At 72.2% G+C, this 16,258-nt stretch carries 12 protein-coding genes; 9 read left to right on the top strand and 3 right to left on the bottom strand.

Going from position 1 to position 16,258, the window contains the following annotated elements:
- Positions 1-30: 30 nt before the first annotated feature.
- Positions 31-6,483 (bottom strand): PxKF domain-containing protein, encoded by a 6,453-nt coding sequence (locus AW273_RS30620; protein WP_157556344.1) that lies wholly within the window; start codon positions 6,481-6,483, stop codon positions 31-33.
- A 145-nt stretch (positions 6,484-6,628) separates the two neighbouring features.
- On the opposite strand from AW273_RS30620, the gene AW273_RS30615 reads away from it, so the two are divergent.
- Both AW273_RS30615 and AW273_RS30610 read left to right on the top strand, forming a co-directional pair.
- Complete coding sequence (locus tag AW273_RS30615; RefSeq protein WP_062355779.1) at positions 6,629-7,321, top strand: Clp protease N-terminal domain-containing protein; 693 nt, start codon at positions 6,629-6,631, stop codon at positions 7,319-7,321.
- A gap of 7 nt (positions 7,322-7,328) precedes the next feature.
- The gene (locus AW273_RS30610; RefSeq protein WP_083950170.1) at positions 7,329-8,882 is read left to right on the top strand and encodes a serine/threonine-protein kinase; all 1,554 of its coding nucleotides are present in this window, start codon (positions 7,329-7,331) and stop codon (positions 8,880-8,882) included.
- Here AW273_RS30610 and AW273_RS30605 read toward each other — a convergent pair.
- A complete protein-coding gene (locus tag AW273_RS30605; RefSeq protein ID WP_062355773.1) occupies positions 8,869-9,543 on the bottom strand; it encodes a FadR/GntR family transcriptional regulator in 675 nt (224 codons plus the stop codon). The genes AW273_RS30610 and AW273_RS30605 overlap by 14 nt on opposite strands.
- Positions 9,544-9,560: 17 nt before the next feature.
- Positions 9,561-10,658, bottom strand: a complete 1,098-nt coding sequence (locus tag AW273_RS30600) for a C45 family autoproteolytic acyltransferase/hydrolase (protein ID WP_063910160.1) — start codon at positions 10,656-10,658, stop codon at positions 9,561-9,563.
- 181 nt (positions 10,659-10,839) lie between these two features.
- Here AW273_RS30600 and AW273_RS30595 point away from each other — a divergent pair, with 181 nt between their 5' ends.
- The 7 genes from AW273_RS30595 to AW273_RS30565 all read left to right on the top strand — a co-directional run bounded on the left by AW273_RS30595 (position 10,840) and on the right by AW273_RS30565 (position 16,165).
- Positions 10,840-11,592 carry an SDR family NAD(P)-dependent oxidoreductase gene (locus AW273_RS30595; protein WP_063910164.1) on the top strand — a complete coding sequence of 251 codons (753 nt, stop codon included), beginning with the start codon at positions 10,840-10,842 and terminating at the stop codon, positions 11,590-11,592.
- Positions 11,593-11,661: 69 nt separating this feature from the next.
- Positions 11,662-12,108 (top strand): GlcG/HbpS family heme-binding protein, encoded by a 447-nt coding sequence (locus AW273_RS30590; RefSeq protein ID WP_062355764.1) that lies wholly within the window; start codon positions 11,662-11,664, stop codon positions 12,106-12,108.
- Between the two features lie 12 nt (positions 12,109-12,120).
- Positions 12,121-12,549: a DJ-1/PfpI family protein gene (locus tag AW273_RS30585; RefSeq protein WP_062355761.1), complete on the top strand. Its 429-nt coding sequence runs from the start codon at positions 12,121-12,123 to the stop codon at positions 12,547-12,549.
- Between the two features lie 5 nt (positions 12,550-12,554).
- On the top strand, positions 12,555-13,595 hold the full coding sequence (locus AW273_RS30580) for a phosphotriesterase family protein (protein ID WP_062355759.1): 1,041 nt from the start codon (positions 12,555-12,557) through the stop codon (positions 13,593-13,595).
- 8 nt (positions 13,596-13,603) lie between these two features.
- Positions 13,604-14,269: a type 1 glutamine amidotransferase domain-containing protein gene (locus tag AW273_RS30575; RefSeq protein ID WP_157556342.1), complete on the top strand. Its 666-nt coding sequence runs from the start codon at positions 13,604-13,606 to the stop codon at positions 14,267-14,269.
- A 2-nt stretch (positions 14,270-14,271) separates the two neighbouring features.
- Positions 14,272-15,207, top strand: coding sequence for an amidohydrolase family protein (locus tag AW273_RS30570; RefSeq protein WP_062355756.1), 936 nt, complete (start codon positions 14,272-14,274; stop codon positions 15,205-15,207).
- A 4-nt stretch (positions 15,208-15,211) separates the two neighbouring features.
- Positions 15,212-16,165 carry an acetylxylan esterase gene (locus tag AW273_RS30565; protein WP_062355753.1) on the top strand — a complete coding sequence of 318 codons (954 nt, stop codon included), beginning with the start codon at positions 15,212-15,214 and terminating at the stop codon, positions 16,163-16,165.
- Positions 16,166-16,258: the final 93 nt, after the last annotated feature.

Here is a 16,258-nt window from a genome sequence, read left to right as displayed (position 1 = left end):
CCCGCCGGAAGGCGGGCGCGGCACCGGTGATCAGAGGGACTCGTTGCGGGTGAAGCGGAACAACGCGGTGTGCGAGGCCGCCGCGCCCTCCCCGGTGTCGACGTGGAGCGTCAGGCACTTGTCGAGGTAGGACGGCGGGGTGCGCCAGACCACCTGGTAGCTGCCGTACCCGAGGACCTGGAGCACCGAGGCGCCCTCGGCGGGCACCCGCTCCTGGCCGGTGGGCAGGCCCGTCCGGCAGTCGAAGGGGCTGACCGTCAGGGCCGCCGTGGTGAGGCCGTTGACCGGGGCGCCGGTCGCGTCGGTCAGCCGCCACTTGACCTGGATGCCCTGGCCGGCCTTGGCCACGTTGACGACGCCGTCGTTGCGCACCGGCGCGGCGAAGCCCGTGAAGACGTACACCACCGAGTAGGTCGCCGACACCGGCGGGGTGACGTTGCCCTCCTTGTCCTTGGCCCCGGCGCACGTGGCGGTGTAGACGCCGACCCCGGCGGCTGTTCCGCCGGTGAGCGTCAGCGTGGCCTCGACGGCCACGCCGGAGCCCCGGTCGACGGTGACGCAGCCGGCGGTGGGCGCGCCGCGCAGCCGGTAGATCGCGCCGTCGGTCACGCCGGTCACGCCGACCTGCGGTCCGGCCGAGTCGGGGCCGGTCCACCGGACCGTGAGCGTCTTCTCCACGCCGTCGGCAACGGCCCGGCCGCCGTGGTCCTGGAGCAGCGGGTCGACCACGACCTGCACCTCGCCGGAGCGCTTCTCGCCGGTGAACCGGAACGCCATGGCCAGCTTCTCGGCCGGGTGGGGGTGACCGGCCGGCGGGAGCTGCGGGGACACGGCCGTCCACTGGCCGCCGACGGCCGCGCCGTCGGGAGTGGTGACCGTGAGCGCGCCGGAGAGCGCCTGGGCCACCCTGGTCGGCTGGCTCATGGTGACCGTGAGACCGGTGTCGTCGGCCTCGATCCTCTCGACCTCGGCCGGTTCCGCGCGGAACAGGTTGACGTCGACGTCGGTGTGCGGGGGCAGCACCTTCAGCACCCGCGACTCGGCCGGCAGGTAGCCGTCCTTGGTGTAGACGACCTTCCACCAGCCTTCGGGCACGTCCCAGCCGTAGCGGCCGTCGGCGTCGGTGACCTGCGGGTTCTGATCGCCGTAGACCGCCGCGTCCCACGGCCGCCACGGCCCTTCCGGGGCGGGGGCGCGCAGCAGCGTCGCGGTGACCCCTTCGACGCGGCGGGCGTCCAGACCCTCGTAGAGGTGACCGGACGGGTCGAAGCGGTAGTCGATGTCGGCGTCCGGCTGGGGGGCGTGCGGGTCACGGTAGGAGGCGTCCCGCTCGGACCACCGGCATTCCTCGTCGCTGTTCATCTCGCGGCGGAGCGCCTCGATGTCGTTGTTGAGCGGGATCTCCAGTCCCTTGCCGATGCCCCAGCTCACCGCCCAGATCGCGACGGTGCCCAGGCCGAAGGTCGCCGGGGCGAGCGCCAGGCCGACCACGGCCGACACCCCGGTGTAGACGTCGAGCATGACGGCCCGCCGCATCAACTGCTGCAGGTGGTGGCGGTAGACGGCGCCCTGCGACCCGTCCCTGCACCGGTTGGCCATGTCCATCATCTTGTTGAGCTCGGTGTACTTCTCGTCGCTGCTCTCCGCCGAGTTGACGGCGTCGATGTTGGTGATGTTCCAGAAGGCCGTCTGGAAGACGACGCGTGCCGGTCCGCTGACGAACCCGGCGGCGTTCAGCGACCTGACCAGCGGCGAACCCGGCGACTGGCTCGCCAGCACGCCGATGTCGACGATCGCCGCCGCCTCGCTGGTGTAACGGCCGGTCGTGGCGATCGTCAGGGGGTCGCTCCCCGACAGGACGGGCTCGTAGACGGGCACGCCGGAGGCGCGGGCCGCGGTGACGGCGGCCGGGCCGGGCTCGTAGTCGGGCAGCGGCTCGACGATCAGCTTGACGCGCCCCTGCGCGGCCGGGCCCATTTTCGGCACGGGCACGGTGAACTCCTGGCTGACGGCGTCGCCGTCGGTCACCGGGTCGCCGAGCACCGCCGCCCGCGGATCGAAGAGGCCGTCGTCCGGGCCGGGCGCCGGGGGGATCGGCAACAGGGGCCGGTCCTGCTCCGCCGCGTAGCTGATCGTCAGGTCGCCGACCTCGTGCGCCTTGGTCTTGGTGGTCAGGGTGTAGACGTTCTCCCGGCCCTCCACGGGCGTCAGGGGGAGGTCGAGTGTGCCGAGCCGGGCCCGGGGGTGGGCGACCGGGCCGCTGAACTCCGCCCGGACGGTGACGGCCAGGGACGGGTTCCACACCCAGGGGAACCGCGCGACGCCGTCGGCCGGGCGGAAGGTCTTGGTCATGCCCGTCTGGGACATGGTCACCTTCTCCAGCACGCCGGCGTACGGGTCGACGACCACGGTCACCGGGTCGGCGGTCAGCACCGCCGAGCCGACGGCGGCGGAGGCGCGCAGGACGTGCCGGACGGCCTCGTCACCCGCGCCGAGGTCCACGATGGCGTGCCACCGGCCGCCGTCGCCGGCGTCGGCCTCCGCGACCACCGTGTCGCCGTCGCGCACGACGACGCGCGCACCGGCGGGCGCCAGCCCAGAAGCGGTCAACCGCCCGGTCTGGCTCGCCGACGGCGCCCGCAGCGTGACCGTGCCCACCCGGACCCCGGCCGATCCCACGACCTCGGTGAGCTCGCCGGAGGACACCGACAGGGAGAACGGCGACTCTCCCCCGGCGGTCGCCGGAGTGCGGACGTACACGTCGATCGTGCGGGCCGGCGCGGCCGGGAACGGGATCACCACGGCGTTCTCCTCGCGGGTGAACGCCACCGGCTTCCCGTCCCGCAGCACCGCGTCGTCGGGCACCGTGACACCCGGCGGAAGCGTCAGCCGGGCGTCGCCGCTCCGCGTGGTGTTCTGGAACTCGACGTCGGCGCGCAGGTGGGCCAGCTCGCCGGGCAGCACGGCGTCGGTGACGGCGTCGAAACCGCTGCGCTCACCCCGGACGAGGGTCGACATCGGGGCGAGCCGAAGGTCGCCCAGGTCGAGCTGCTCGCCCGCCTTGACCGTCACGAGCCGCTGGACCGAACCGCTGAGCTTGTCCCGGCACGCGACCACGGTGAGCACGTAGGTGCCCGCGGCGGGCGCGGAGACCCCCAGGCCCGGACCGGCGAAGTCGGCGACCGCCGAGGCGTGCTCGCCCTCGATCCGCGAGCAGGTCCGGCCGGTACGCGGGGTGCCGTCCGGTTCGAGGACACGCGCGGTGATCCTGGATGTCTCGTGGATCTCCACGGTCAGCGGGATGTCGGGCGACTCCCCCGCGACGGCCTCGGCGCACGCTTTGCTCAGGCCCCGGTAGGAGCCGTCGGCGCAGAAGGTCACCGCCGAGCCCGGGGGCACGTCGACCGGGACCTCGCCGTCCCAGGCGATGAACCGGCGGCCACCGGCCAGGACCTCGGGCCTGAGGGGACCGGCGGTCTCGGTGTTGAGCTCCTGCTCGGTCCGGTCGCCGTCCATCGAGACGATGAAGACCTTCGGCCGCACGACGTAGCCGGACACGTCGGGGAAGACCAGGTCCACGGGGGCGTCCGGCCCGGCCGCGACCTCGGCGGTCGTCCGCCCCGCACGGGTGGCCGTGGCGACGGTGCGCGTCGCGAACACCTGGGCCGACCAGGTGCCGTCGGCGGCCGACTCGACACGCGTGGGCACGCCGACCCCGGCGACCGTCTGCCGCAACGTCACCGCCGCCCGGAGCGGGCGGCCGTCGTCGTCCTCGACCGTGCCGCGCACGGTCACCTTGGGCAGCGCGGCGGCGGTCACCGCGACCGCGTTGGCGCCGGGCACCAGGGTCACCGTCCGGTCCGGCACGGCGGCCAGGCCGTGGGTCGCGAGCGTCTGGGCGGGCACGCCGACCTCGGCGGTCACGTCGGTGGCCGCGTCGAGGGCGCCGAACGTCACCCGCCCGTTCCCGTCGGTACGGCCCGACCGGGCCCCCGTCCTGGTGGTGAGCACCACCGGGACGTCGGCCAGCGCCACGTCGCCGGCCCGGCGCAGCGTCAGGGTCAGCGACGCCGGCGCGTGCGGCGCGGCGGTCACGTCCACCGCCTGCCCGGAGGCGACCGCGACCGTCTTCGGCGGGGTGCCGTCGAGGCCGTCGGAGCGGCGCGTGGTGATCTGGTGATCGGCGGCCGGCGCGACCGGCACGGCGAGGGTGCCGTTCGCCTTCAACTGGGTCACGTACCCGGTCCGGGTGGTGTCGCTCCACACCTGGAGGCGGACGCCGTCGGCCTCCCCGCCGGGGACGGTGACGCCGATCCGGACCAGCCCGCCGACCGTGGCGGGCAGGCCGGCGACCGGCTGGGAGAGCGAGTGCCCGGCGCCGTCGGCGAGCCGCGTGACACCGGAGACGATCTCGGTCACGCCTTCGGGCAGCGGCCACGAGCCCCGGTACCGCCCGGCCCGCTCCTCCGCGAGCGGCACCGTCACCGGCTTGGCGGGGTCGTCGGCGGTGCGCACGACGAGCTCGGCGGTGGCGGTGAAGCCCGCCGCGCCGACCACCGCGAAGGTGGCCTCGCGGCCGAGGGCCAGCACCGCCGACCCGGCCACCTTGGGCAGGTTGGCGGCCGTCTCGTCGACGGTCAGCCTGTCGACGCGCACCCGCGCGTCCTTGGTCAGCCGGAGCTGCTCGGTGCCGCGCAGCACCGCGACGGCGTAGGTGTACTCCGTGTCGGCGGCGACCGTCGTGTCGTGGTGGGTGGTCGCGCCGGGGGCCAGGTCGACCAGCTTCACGCCGTCGCGGAGCACCCGGTAGCCGGTCAGGCCGGCCGTGTCCGACGCCTCCCACTGGAGGCGCACCATCGCGCCGGGCCCGGCCACCGCGGAGAGCGGGGCCTCGCCGGGCGGCACGTCGCCCAGCAGGGTGACGCTCCTGGTCAGCGGGGCCGAGGCCCGGCCGGCCGTGTCCCTGGCGACGACCGCGACCTCGACGGTCGAGCCGGGGGTGAGTCCCGACGGCGTCGCCCGCGTCGTGGGCGCGGTCACGGTGGCGACCTTCGTGCCGTCCACGCTGACGTCGTAGGTCGCGACCGTGGCGCCGGCGGGCGGCCACGAGAGCGCGACGCTGGTGGTGCCGGGTTCGGCGGCCAGCTCGGCGTTCTGCGGCCAGACCGGCGCGGGGGCGTCGGCCGGGACGGCGCGGTAGAGGCGCGAGGGCTGCGGCGTGTCCGTCCGGGGCGCCACGAACGCGGAGCTCGCGGACAGGAAGACCAGGGTGGCGGCGTCGCCGCTCATCGTGTACGCGTTCACGTAGTCGGGGTAGGTCACCATCTCGCCGGGGAGGGGGTCGGCGATCCGGCCGTCCAGACCGGCGCTGACCAGCACGGGAGCCTGGCCGGCCTGGGCCTGTTGGGTCCACATCGCGCCCGCGCGCCGGAACGCGACGGTGCCGCCGTCGGCGCTCAGCAGCGCGGCCGTGGGCGGGTCGTCGGAGGAGAAGGCCGCGTCGCCGGAGACGTACGGGGCCTTCTCCGAGGCCGCCAGCGTCACGTCGGCCGACGGGCCGGTGACGAGGTCGGCCACCACGACCCCCGCGCCGACGCCGCCGAAGGCGGTCCGGCGTCCGGCCTGGTCGAGGTTGGGGACCCAGGCCGTGTGCTGGGCCTGGCTCAGTTCCCGGCCGCCGGGCAGCCGGTCGCCGGAGGCGGCGTCGAAGCGCAGCAGCGCCCGTTCGTCGCCACCCACGTTGACCGCGAGCACCTTCCCGTCACCGGACAGGGCGAAGCCCTTCAGGTCGGCTTCGCCGTCCGAGAGGTCCTCCGGGCGGACGACGTGCGGCACCGGCGCGGCGTCGGCCGGCAGGGTGACCAGGAGCACGCCCTCGGGCGAGGTGCGGTCGTCGTACTCCGGCAGCGGCAGCGAGAGGCCGGCGGCCAGCCGCCTGCCGTCGGCGCTCAGGGCGAGGTCGCGGAGCCTGTGGTGCGAGACCGGCACGCCGAGGTCGGGGAGCTGGACCCATACGGTGGCGTCGGTGAGCCGGTCCCTGACGAAGATCGCCTCCCCGATGAAGGGGTCGGCCGAGGGCGGCAGCCGCAGGTCGGCGGCGTTGGACCCACTGGCCACGAAGGCGACCGTCCGGCCGTCGCCGCTGATCGCGGCGTCGATCACCTGGGGCACGGGCAGCCCTTCGAGGTCGAGGCCGACGACCTCCTCTCCGCCGTCGCGCAGGTCGGTGGCCACCAGGACCGGTGGATCGTCTCCTCGTGGAGACAGGTGTAAGGCGGTGGCGCCGTCGGCCGACAACGCGAGCCGTCCGGGATGGATCTCCAGGTCGGGCACCTCGGCCCGGTTGTCGATCTGGTAGGCCCTGGCCGACGGCTCGGCGGGCGCGGCCGCCAGGGCCGCCTGCGGCACCGTTCCGAGCTGGACGACGGTGCTGAGCACCAGCGTCCCGACGAGAAGCGGCAGGGCACGAAAGGACTTTCGCACGGGAATCTCCTTGTGATCGGCGATCACCGCGACGATGTCAAGCAACCCTTGGGACCTGATTGGACGAGACTTGGGACCGTTCCCAGACGCTCCAAGCGTCAACAAGGGGTTGACGATTCTCGTAGCGTCAACCTACTGTTGACGCATGAGCGATTACCCCATCGTACGGCTGGACGATCTCATCACCGGGATCAAGGCGGCCAACCCCAACGTCCTCGAACAGCTCTCCGGCGCCGTGCTCATGGCCGAGCACATGAGCGACGTCGCCGACCATCTCATCGGCCACTTCGTCGACCAGGCCCGCAAGTCGGGGGCCTCCTGGACGGAGATCGGCCGCAGCATGGGCGTCACCAAGCAGGCCGCGCAGAAGCGGTTCGTGCCCAAGCTGGAGGAAAACCAGCAGCAGTTCTCGCGGTTCACCCCCCGCGCGAAGACGGCCATCGGCGAGGCCCAGCGGCTCGCCAAGGACGTCGGCCACTTCACCGCCGGACAGGAACACCTGCTGGTCGCGATGCTCGCCGACGCCGACGGCCTCGCCGTGAAGGCCCTGGTCTCGATCGGGGTCGACCTCGACGCGGCCCGGGAGGCGGCGCGGAACGCGCTGCCCGAGACCGGCGAGGCGCTGCCCGTCAACGCCGAGCTCGGCGAAGACAACAAGCGCCTCCTTGAGCTCACGTTCCAGGAGGCCCTGCGGCTCGGGCACAACTACATCGGCACCGAGCACATGGTGCTCGCCCTGCTGGGGGGCGGGAATCCGGTGCTCACCGGACTCGGCGTGACCAAGGAGCGGTTCGAGGAGGCGGTGGTCGGCCTCCTCAAGGGCTTCACGCCGAAGTAGTCCCCGGATGACCGAACCCCGGCAGGGGGTGATGGCGTCCAATGGGATTGTGGACATGGCGTTGCGGGCCGGGGATCCCCGGTCGATCGGGCCCTACATGGTGGTCTCCCGGCTCGGCGAGGGGGGTCAGGGCGTCGTCTACCTGGGCGAATGGAACGGGGAGCCGGTCGCGGTCAAGGTGCTGCGGCACGGCGCCGACGACGCGGCGGTCCGGGAGGTGAACTCCACCCGGCAGGTCGCGGGGTTCTGCACCGCGCGCATCATCGACGTGGCGCTCGACCACGATCCCCCCTACATCGTCAGCGAGTACGTCGCCGGGACCCCCCTCGACCGGGTGCCGCCCCGCAGGGGGGCCGAGTTGCAGCGGATCGCCATCGGGACCGCCACGGCGCTGGTGGCGATCCACCGGGCGGGGGTGGTCCACCGCGACTTCAAGCCGGGCAACGTGCTGCTGGCCCCCGACGGGCCGAGGGTCATCGACTTCGGCATCTCGCGGCTGAGCCACAGCGAGACCACCGGGCGGGCCATCGGCAGCCCGCCCTACATGGCGCCGGAGCAGTATTCCGGGGAGCGGGTCACGGCCGCGGCCGACGTCTTCGCGTGGGGCGCGACCATGGTGTTCGCGGCGACCGGGCGGGTGCCGTTCGAGGGCGACAACATCGCGGCCGTCGCCTACCGGGTGCTGCACGCCGAGCCCGACCTGACCGGGGTGCCGCGCGCGTTGCTGCCGCTGGTGCGGCGCTGCCTCGCCAAGTCGCCCACCGAGCGTCCCACCTCGAAGGAGGTGCTGCTCAGCCTGCTCGGGCACGACGAGGAGGACGACCTCGACGCGCTGGAGTCGGGCCGGTTGGAGGCGACCCGGCCGGTCGCGGGCCGGGCGGTCCCGTGGCGGGCCGGGGCGGCGGTGCTGGCCGGCCTCGCGGTGATCGCGGCGGCGGTCGTGTTCTGGCCGCACGGCGACCGGCCGCCGGAGACCCAGGCCGAGCTCGCGGCGGCCCTGTCGGAGGTGTACCGCAGGACGCCGACGGCCTCGTTCACGAGCGAGGGCGGCATGGGACAGGGCGACAACCTCGCCCGGTCGCGAGGCGCCGTCACCGTCGCGGGCGATCCCGGGTTGCCACACGACGACTTCGTCGCCGACATCACGTACGGGAGCGAGGAGACCCGGCGCTACACCATCACGGACCGGCGGGTGGTGGAGACCGGGGAATCGCTCGGGGAGTTCGGCGACGGGAGCAACGAGCCGCCGATCCTGCTGATGGCCTCGGCGGGGCTCACCATGATCCGGTCGCTCGTCGTGCAGGGCAACGTGACGTTCGAGCGCGAGGGCCGGGTCTACCGGGGGATCGTCCCGGGCAACCTGACGGGCGACGCGCTGAAGCTGCTGCTCGTCGAGTACGCCGGCGACGCCGTCGACCGGTCGCTGGTCACCTACACGCTGACGATCGACGAGCACGACCGGCCGGTCTCGTTCGTGCTCGACGTGGGCCGGCCGCTCGGGGACGCGGGGCTGTTCACGACGACCTTCCGGTCGACGTACACCGACTTCAGGAGTCGGTGAGCGCGGCCGAGGTCGCGACGACCGCCTGGAGGTGGCGGCGCATCGCCAGGGCGGCCATCTCGGCGTCGCCCTCCTTGATCGCCTCGTAGATGGCCCGGTGCTCGGCGCGGGCCTGCGCGGCCCGGCCGGGCGAGGCCGACACGGCGAGCGCCTGGTCCTGGAGGACCGCGCGCAGGTCTTCGACCAGGCGGGAGAAGAGCGGGTTGCCGGTGGCCTGGGCGATGGCGATGTGGAACCGGGCGTCGATCTTGTTGCGCTCGGCCGGGTCGTCGTTGTCCTCGAACGCGGCGACCAGCTCGGCCAGGCCGTCGAGGTCCTCCTGAGTACGTCGTTCGGCCGCCAGCCGGGCCGCCGGGACCTCCAGGTAACGGCGCACCTCGTTGAGCTGCGACGGCAGGTACTGCCCGCTGAGCAGGTGGGACTGCACGCGGGTGGCGGCGACGAAGGTGCCCTTCCCGGCGTAGGACTTCGTCAGGCCCAGGGCGTTCAGGCTGTGCAGGGCCTCCCTGATGACCGAGCGGCTGACCCCGAACGACGCCGCGAGCTCGGCCTCGGAGGGCAGGCGGTCGTCGACCGCGAAGTGACGCGACTCGATCAGTTCGATGAGCTGCGTGCGCACGTGCTCCGCCGCGCTCTTCTGCTCGACAGGGACGACCTTCATTCCGGGTAGGTCCTTCTTCATCTCGGGGCCAGGGTTCTCGTCTCCCACCGTGCCACGCAGGGCCGCCCCGCGGCGATATGCATCGTACGGCCGGACACGTCCATGATCACACCGGCGATCGTCGCGGTGCGCTCACGTTCGTGCACATTCTCGTCGGGATGCTGGCAGACGCTCGACGGTCTGTCCTGGTGGTCGGCGAGCACCTTCTTGAGGTCGTCGACCGACAGGCTGGGCCGTTCGCCCAGGCTCTCGGTGACGTTGCGCAGCCGCGTGAACGTGTGGGGCTTGCGGCGCGCGTACAGATCCTCGCCTGTCAGGTCGGCGGATCGGAAGTGGTTGGCGTGCGTGATCTGGCCGTCTTCGGGGGTGAGAATCCGCACACCGTCGGGGCGGGGGACCGTTTCGAGGTCGGCGGCGAAGCCGGTGTCGTCGGCGAGCAGGTAGTTGGCCGACAGGGCGCGCTCGGCGGCGGCGATCGTGGCGGCGGCCTCCCGGCCCGACCCGCTGTCGAGGGCCGCGCGCAGCAGCACGTGGTAGGGCACCCCGATCCGGCCTTCGTCGCCGTCGCTGACCAGGGTGTTGGTGCACAACCCGACGCCCGCCTCGTTCATGCCGACCTTGGCGAGCAATCCGGCCTCGACCAGCGTGACGAACGAGGGGCCGTCGTCGCGGGTGACCTCCAGGAGCATGGCGGTGTCCATCGAGTGGAGCAGCCAGTCCCAGTTCTGCGCGATGAGCGTGGTGCCGGTGGCCGAGCGGTCGGGGAGCAGCGTCAGCGACGTGCACTCGTGGGGCATGTCCCGGTCGCCGGCGTGGAACATGATCTCGCTGCGGGTGTTGAGCGCGAGGATCTCCTCCACGTCGACGCCGGCGCCTTCGGCGATGCCCCGCATCTCGGTCAGGGACGCCGGCGAGAAGTCCCCGACGACGTCGCGATATCGGGCGGCGTGGGCGCACACGGTGGCCCAGTCCCATCCGGCGTAGTGCTCGAAGACCCGCTGGTAGGCGGAGATCGAACGGTGGATCCGGGTGCGGGCCAGCGCGCCGTACCGCCTGCCGCGCTCGGCGGGCGGTCCGGCCACGCGGACCACTGGGAACTCCCCAGGAAAGTGCATGGAACGGGCCGCTCCCTCACGTGAGGCTGGACAACCGTCCAGGGTGCCTGGCTGTCAGACATGTTGATTGTGGGAGCGCGGGTCCAAAAGTGTCAACTCGCCGGTTTTTCGGGCATAACGCCTTGCCAGAACTCAAAACACAGGTTCATGATGTCAGGCAGCCCTACAGGTTGGAGTTGTGGTGACATCTGTGCTGATAGCCGGTGGCGCGAGCGGCATCGGGGCCGCCACGGCGGCCCGGCTGCGCGCGGCGGGCGCCGACGTGCACGTGGCCGACATCGACGCGGCCGGTGCCGCCGAGGTCGTCAAGGCCCTCGACGCCCACCCCGGTTCGGGGACGGCGAGCCACGTCGACCTGGCCACGGCCGACGGACCCGCCCAGGCGGTCGCCGACGCGGTCGGGGCGCACGGCCGCCTGGATGCCATCGTCTTCTGCGCGGGGCTTCTCGTCGAGACCGAATTGGCAAATTTCTCCGCGTCCGAATGGGACCGGACGATGGCCCTCAACCTCCGGGCGCCCTTCTTCATGACCCAGGCCGCGGCCCCCCACCTGGCGGCGTCCGCTCATGGCCGGGTGGTGCTCACCGGCTCGACCGCCGCCTTCCGCGGCGGCGGCGGAAGTTTCGCGTACGCCGCCTCCAAGGGTGGTCTCGTCGCGCTGACCAGGTCACTCGCGGTCGCGATGGGCCCCGATGGCGTCTGCGTCACCTGCGTCTGCCCCGGCTGGATCGACACCCCGTTCAACGACCCCTACTGGAAGCGCGTGGGCGGCAAGGACGGCGGGAACGTCGCGGCGCTGGAATCGCGCATCCCCCTGGGCGGCCAGGGGGTTCCGGACGACGTCGCCGCCGTCATCGAGTTCCTCCTCTCCCCCGGCTCCCGCTACCTGACCGGCCAGGCCGTCGTCGTCGACGGCGGCCTCCTCGCCTCGTGAGGCCCCCGGAAATGACCCGCACCCGACTCGCCGTCCCCGAACGCCCGCTCACCTCCTGAGGCCGCACAGATGATCCGCACCGAATCCGTCGTGACCCTCGAACTCGCCGAACGCCTGATCAAGGCCGCCCGCGACGACGCCGGGAAGCCGATGGCCATCGCCGTCACCGACCGCCACGGCAACCTCGTCGCCGCCGCCCGGATGGACGGCGCCTCGCACGTCGCGCTCACCCTCGCGATCGACAAGGCGTTCACCGCCGCCGCGTTCAACGCGCCCACCGACGCGTGGGGCGAGGTCACCCAGCCCGGGGCGGCCGACTGGGGCCTGACCTCGGCGCTCGCCGGCCGGATCGTCATCCTGGCCGGCGGGTTCCCGCTGCGGTCGGACGGCGAGCTCATCGGCGCCATCGGGGTGAGCGGCGCCGCTCCCCAGGTCGACAACGAAACAGCGCTGACGGCCCTGCGGGCCTGCGCCGAGGTCGTCGACTCCTTCGCCTCATCCCATCCCGCCGATTAAGGAGTCCGAAGAATGTCGCTGGCCCAGCAGAAGGTCGTGGTCCTCGCCTACCCCGGCTACCAGGAGCTCGACTTCTGGTATCCGGTGCTGCGCGGCCGCGAGGAGGGCGCGACCGTCCACATCGTGGCCGCCGCCGCCGCGGGGGCGGAGAGCATCCTCGGCTACCCCGTCATCCCGGACGCCGACGCCGCCGACCTCGATCCCGCCTCGGTCGATGTGGTCATCGCCCCCGGCGTGGCGCCGTGGGACCTCCCCCAGCCGAGCGGCGCGCAGGTCGCCCTGGTCACGGCCGTGCACGCGGCCGGCGGGCGGGTCGCCTCCGTCGGCAACGGCGCGTCGGTGCTCGCTCAGGCCATCGGCGACCAGACCGAACGGGTCCTCTCCGCCGACGGCACCAACGACCTCGCCGAGTTCTTCGCCACCATTCGCAGAGGAGTCTGAATCCGATGGAAGTCTTCAGGACCGTTCTGGGCGACGTCTCACCCGAGACGTCGGGCCGGTTCCTCACCCACGAGCACCTCCTCTACGGCTACCCGGGCGCGGAGCTCGACCACCGGACCGTGCTCGACTACGAGAACAACGTCGCCTTCATCGCCAAGCAGGTGGCCGACGGCATGAGGGACTGGGGTTTCGGCACGCTCGTCGACATGACCCCGCCGGAGGTCGGCCGCCACCCCGAGCTGATGGCCGAGGTCGCCCGCCGGACCGGCATGAACGTCATCGCCATCACCGGCTTCTTCCCCGAGCGGATGGGCGTCCCCTACTACTGGCGGCGGCAGACGGTCGAGGAGCTGACCGACTTCTTCGTGAAGGACCTGACCGAGGGCATGGTCTTCGCGTGGCGGCAGACGCCCTACAAGGCGGGCGCCATCAAGATCGCGACCGGGCAGGAGAGCGTCACGCCGCAGCCGAGCCCGATCGGGCCCAACGGCCGCCGCATCCACGACGTCGAAGACCGGGTGATCCGGGCCGCCGGGCGGGCCTCCCGCATCGTCGGCTGCGCGATCAACACCCACACCGACCCGATGGACTACCGCGTCACCAACCCCGGCATCGAGCAGCTCGACATCCTCGAAGAGGAAGGCGCCGACCCGGCGAAGGTGATCATCGGGCACGCCTTCGTCGAGCCGGACGAGGGCCAGCTCCACGAGATCCTCAACCGGGGCGCCAACCTCCAGCTCGACCACATCGGCATCCCGTGGCGGGTCGACACCGTCGAGGAACTCGACGAGCGCATGGCGAACGCGTTCGTGGGCCTGATCAACGAGGGCTTCACCAGCCAGCTCGTGCTCTCCTACGACCGCTGGTTCTACAACCCGCGCTCCGACGTCACGGAGTCGGACCCGCAGCTCGCCAACGAGCGCGTCGACCTCGGTTACATGTGGACCTCGTTCATCCCGCGCCTGAAGAGCAAGGGCGTGACCGACGAGCAGATCGACGCGATCACCCGCGACAACGCCGCCCGCATCTTCTCCATCAAGGTCTGAGGGACAACGTGGAACTGTCACAGGCACGGATCGTCGTGCTGGTCGAGAACCTCTACCAGGAGCTGGAGCTCTGGTACCCGGTCCTGCGTTTCCGCGAGGACGGCGCGCAGGTGCGGGTGGTGGGCCCGTCGACGGACGAGGTGTACGCCAGCAAGATCGGCTACCCCGCCCGCGCCGACCTCACCGTGCAGGACATCGACCTCGACTCGGTCGACGCCGTGATCATCCCGGGCGGCTTCTCGCCCGAGTACCTGCGGCGCAACCCCGACATGGTGAAGCTGGTCAGGGACGCCGACGCCCGCAACCTCGTCGTGGCGGCCATCTGCCACGCGGGCTGGATGCTGGCCACCGCCGGGATCGTGTCGGGACGGCAGGCGACCTGCGTGGCGACCATCAAGGACGACGTCGTCAACGCCGGCGCCCTGTTCAGGGACGAACCGGTCGTGGTCGACGGCAACCTGATCACCTCCCGGCTGCCCAACGACCTGCCGGAGTTCTGCGCGGCCATCAAGGACGCGCTCGAAGCGCGGGAGCCGGCCAAGGGCGGCCCGCTCCCGGCCCTCAACGAGCCGCCGAACTCCTCGCCCGCCTACACGGCGACCGCGATCATGAAGAACCGCGCGGCGGGCCCCGGCTCGTCCAACTACCGGGCCTACGCGGTCCTGGACTCCTAGTCATGCGCGTCGACGTCCACCACCACGCGATCTTCCCGGCCTACGCCGAGGTGCTGCGGGGTCTCGGGATCGGGGCCCAGCCGGGCATCGGCCTGCCCGAATGGTCGGTCGGCGCCTCGCTCTCGATGATGGACGACCTGGAGATCGACCTGGCGGTGTTGTCCGCCGGGTCGCCCGGGTTCTTCTTCGACGGCGACCAGGCGCTCGCCCGGGAGTTGTGCGAACGCACCAACGCCGACCTGGCCGCGACGGTCGCCGAGCACCCGGGGAGGTTCCGGGCGTTCGTGGCGGTGCCGCTGCCGTCGGTGGGCGACGCGCTGCACACGATCGAGCGGTGGGCCGGTCACGACGCGTTCGTCGGCGTCGGCCTGCTGACCAACTACGCGGGACGGTATCTGGGCGATCCCGCCTTCGAGCCGGTGCTGGCCGAGCTCGACCGGCGGGGGGCGGTGGTGCACGTCCACCCCCAGCTACCGGTCCACTACCCGGCCGCCGAGATCGGCCTGCGCCCCTCGCTCATCGAGTACGTCTTCGACACCACCCGGGCCATCGTCAACCTGACCCTGAACGGCGCCCACGACCGCTATCCCGGCATCACCTGGATCTTCTCCCACTGCGGCGGAACCGCCCCCTACCTGGCCGGACGCCTCGCCATCGCCGAACCGCTGCCGGAACTGGAGCAGGTCGGCGAGGGTGGCACCTACCGGGCGCTGCGGGCCTTCCACTACGACTTCGCCCTCGCCACCACCCCGTACGCGCTCGGTTCCGCGCTCAAGCTGGCCGGGCCCGACCGGTTCCTCATCGGCTCGGACTTCCCGTTCGTCGACGCCAAGACGGTCGCGGCCTGCCTCGGCGAAGCGGCGGAGGTCCTGGGCCCCGACCTGACCACCGTCGCCGAGAGCAACCCCGCCCGGCTGTTCCCGAACCTGAAGGGGTGAGACAGTGCCGCAGTTCGACCTCCCGCTCCCCCAACTCCGCGAATACCGCTACCCGGAACCGGAGCCGGCCGACTTCGACGACTTCTGGGAACGCACGCTCAAGGGACAACCGCCGCTCGACGTCGCCTTCGACCCCTTTGACGCCGGTCTGACCACGGTCGACACCTGGGACGTCACGTTCACCGGCTACGGCGGCGACCCCATCAAGGGGTGGCTGCTGCTGCCCGGCAACAGGTCGGGTCCCGTTCCGACGGCGGTCGAATACCTCGGGTACGGCTCGGGCCGCGGCATCCCGATCGAGTCCCTGGCCTACGTGTCGTCGGGTTTCGGCCACTTCATCATGGACACCCGGGGTCAGGGCAGCTCGTGGCGGGCCGGCGACACGGGAGACCCGTCGGCGACCGGCCCGGCCGTGCCGGGATACCTGACGCGGGGCATCCTCGATCCGGACGACTACTACTACCGCCGCCTCTACACCGACGCCGTGAGAGCGGTCGACGCGGTCAGGCGGCATCCCGACGTGGCCGAGGTGGCCGTCACCGGCAGGTCCCAGGGCGGCGCGTTGTCGCTGGTCGTGGCCGGTCTCCGTGACGACGTGCGGGGCGCGGTCCCGCACGTCCCGTTCCTGTCGGCCTTCCGCAGGGGCACCGCCGTCACCGAACGGGAGCCCTACGCCGAGATCGTGCGCTGGTGCTCGATCCACCGCACGAAGTGGGAGCGGGCGTTCGCCACGCTCGCCTACTTCGACGCCACCGCCTTCGCGGCGCGGGCGACCTGCCGGGGGTCGTTCTCGGTCGCGCTGATGGACGGCGTCTGCCCGCCGTCGACCGTCTACGCCGCCTTCAACGCCTACCAGGGCCCGAAGGACATCACGGTGTGGCCGTACAACAACCACGAGGGCGGCGGTCCCGAGGACCAGCTCAGGACCATCCGCGTGCTCCGCGAACTCTTTCGATAACACCAAATCGTGACAAACGGAGCCTTGTTCGGCTCTGTAACACGAGGCAACATTTCAAACCTGCCAGACAAGCAGGCAGCCTGACCGGCTGCT

The sequence above is a fragment of the Herbidospora yilanensis genome (assembly GCF_001570565.1).
GTDB classification, from domain to species: domain Bacteria; phylum Actinomycetota; class Actinomycetes; order Streptosporangiales; family Streptosporangiaceae; genus Herbidospora; species Herbidospora yilanensis.
The sequence above is the reverse complement of the archived record's forward strand: the minus strand, read 5'-3'. Positions and strand labels throughout refer to the sequence as shown.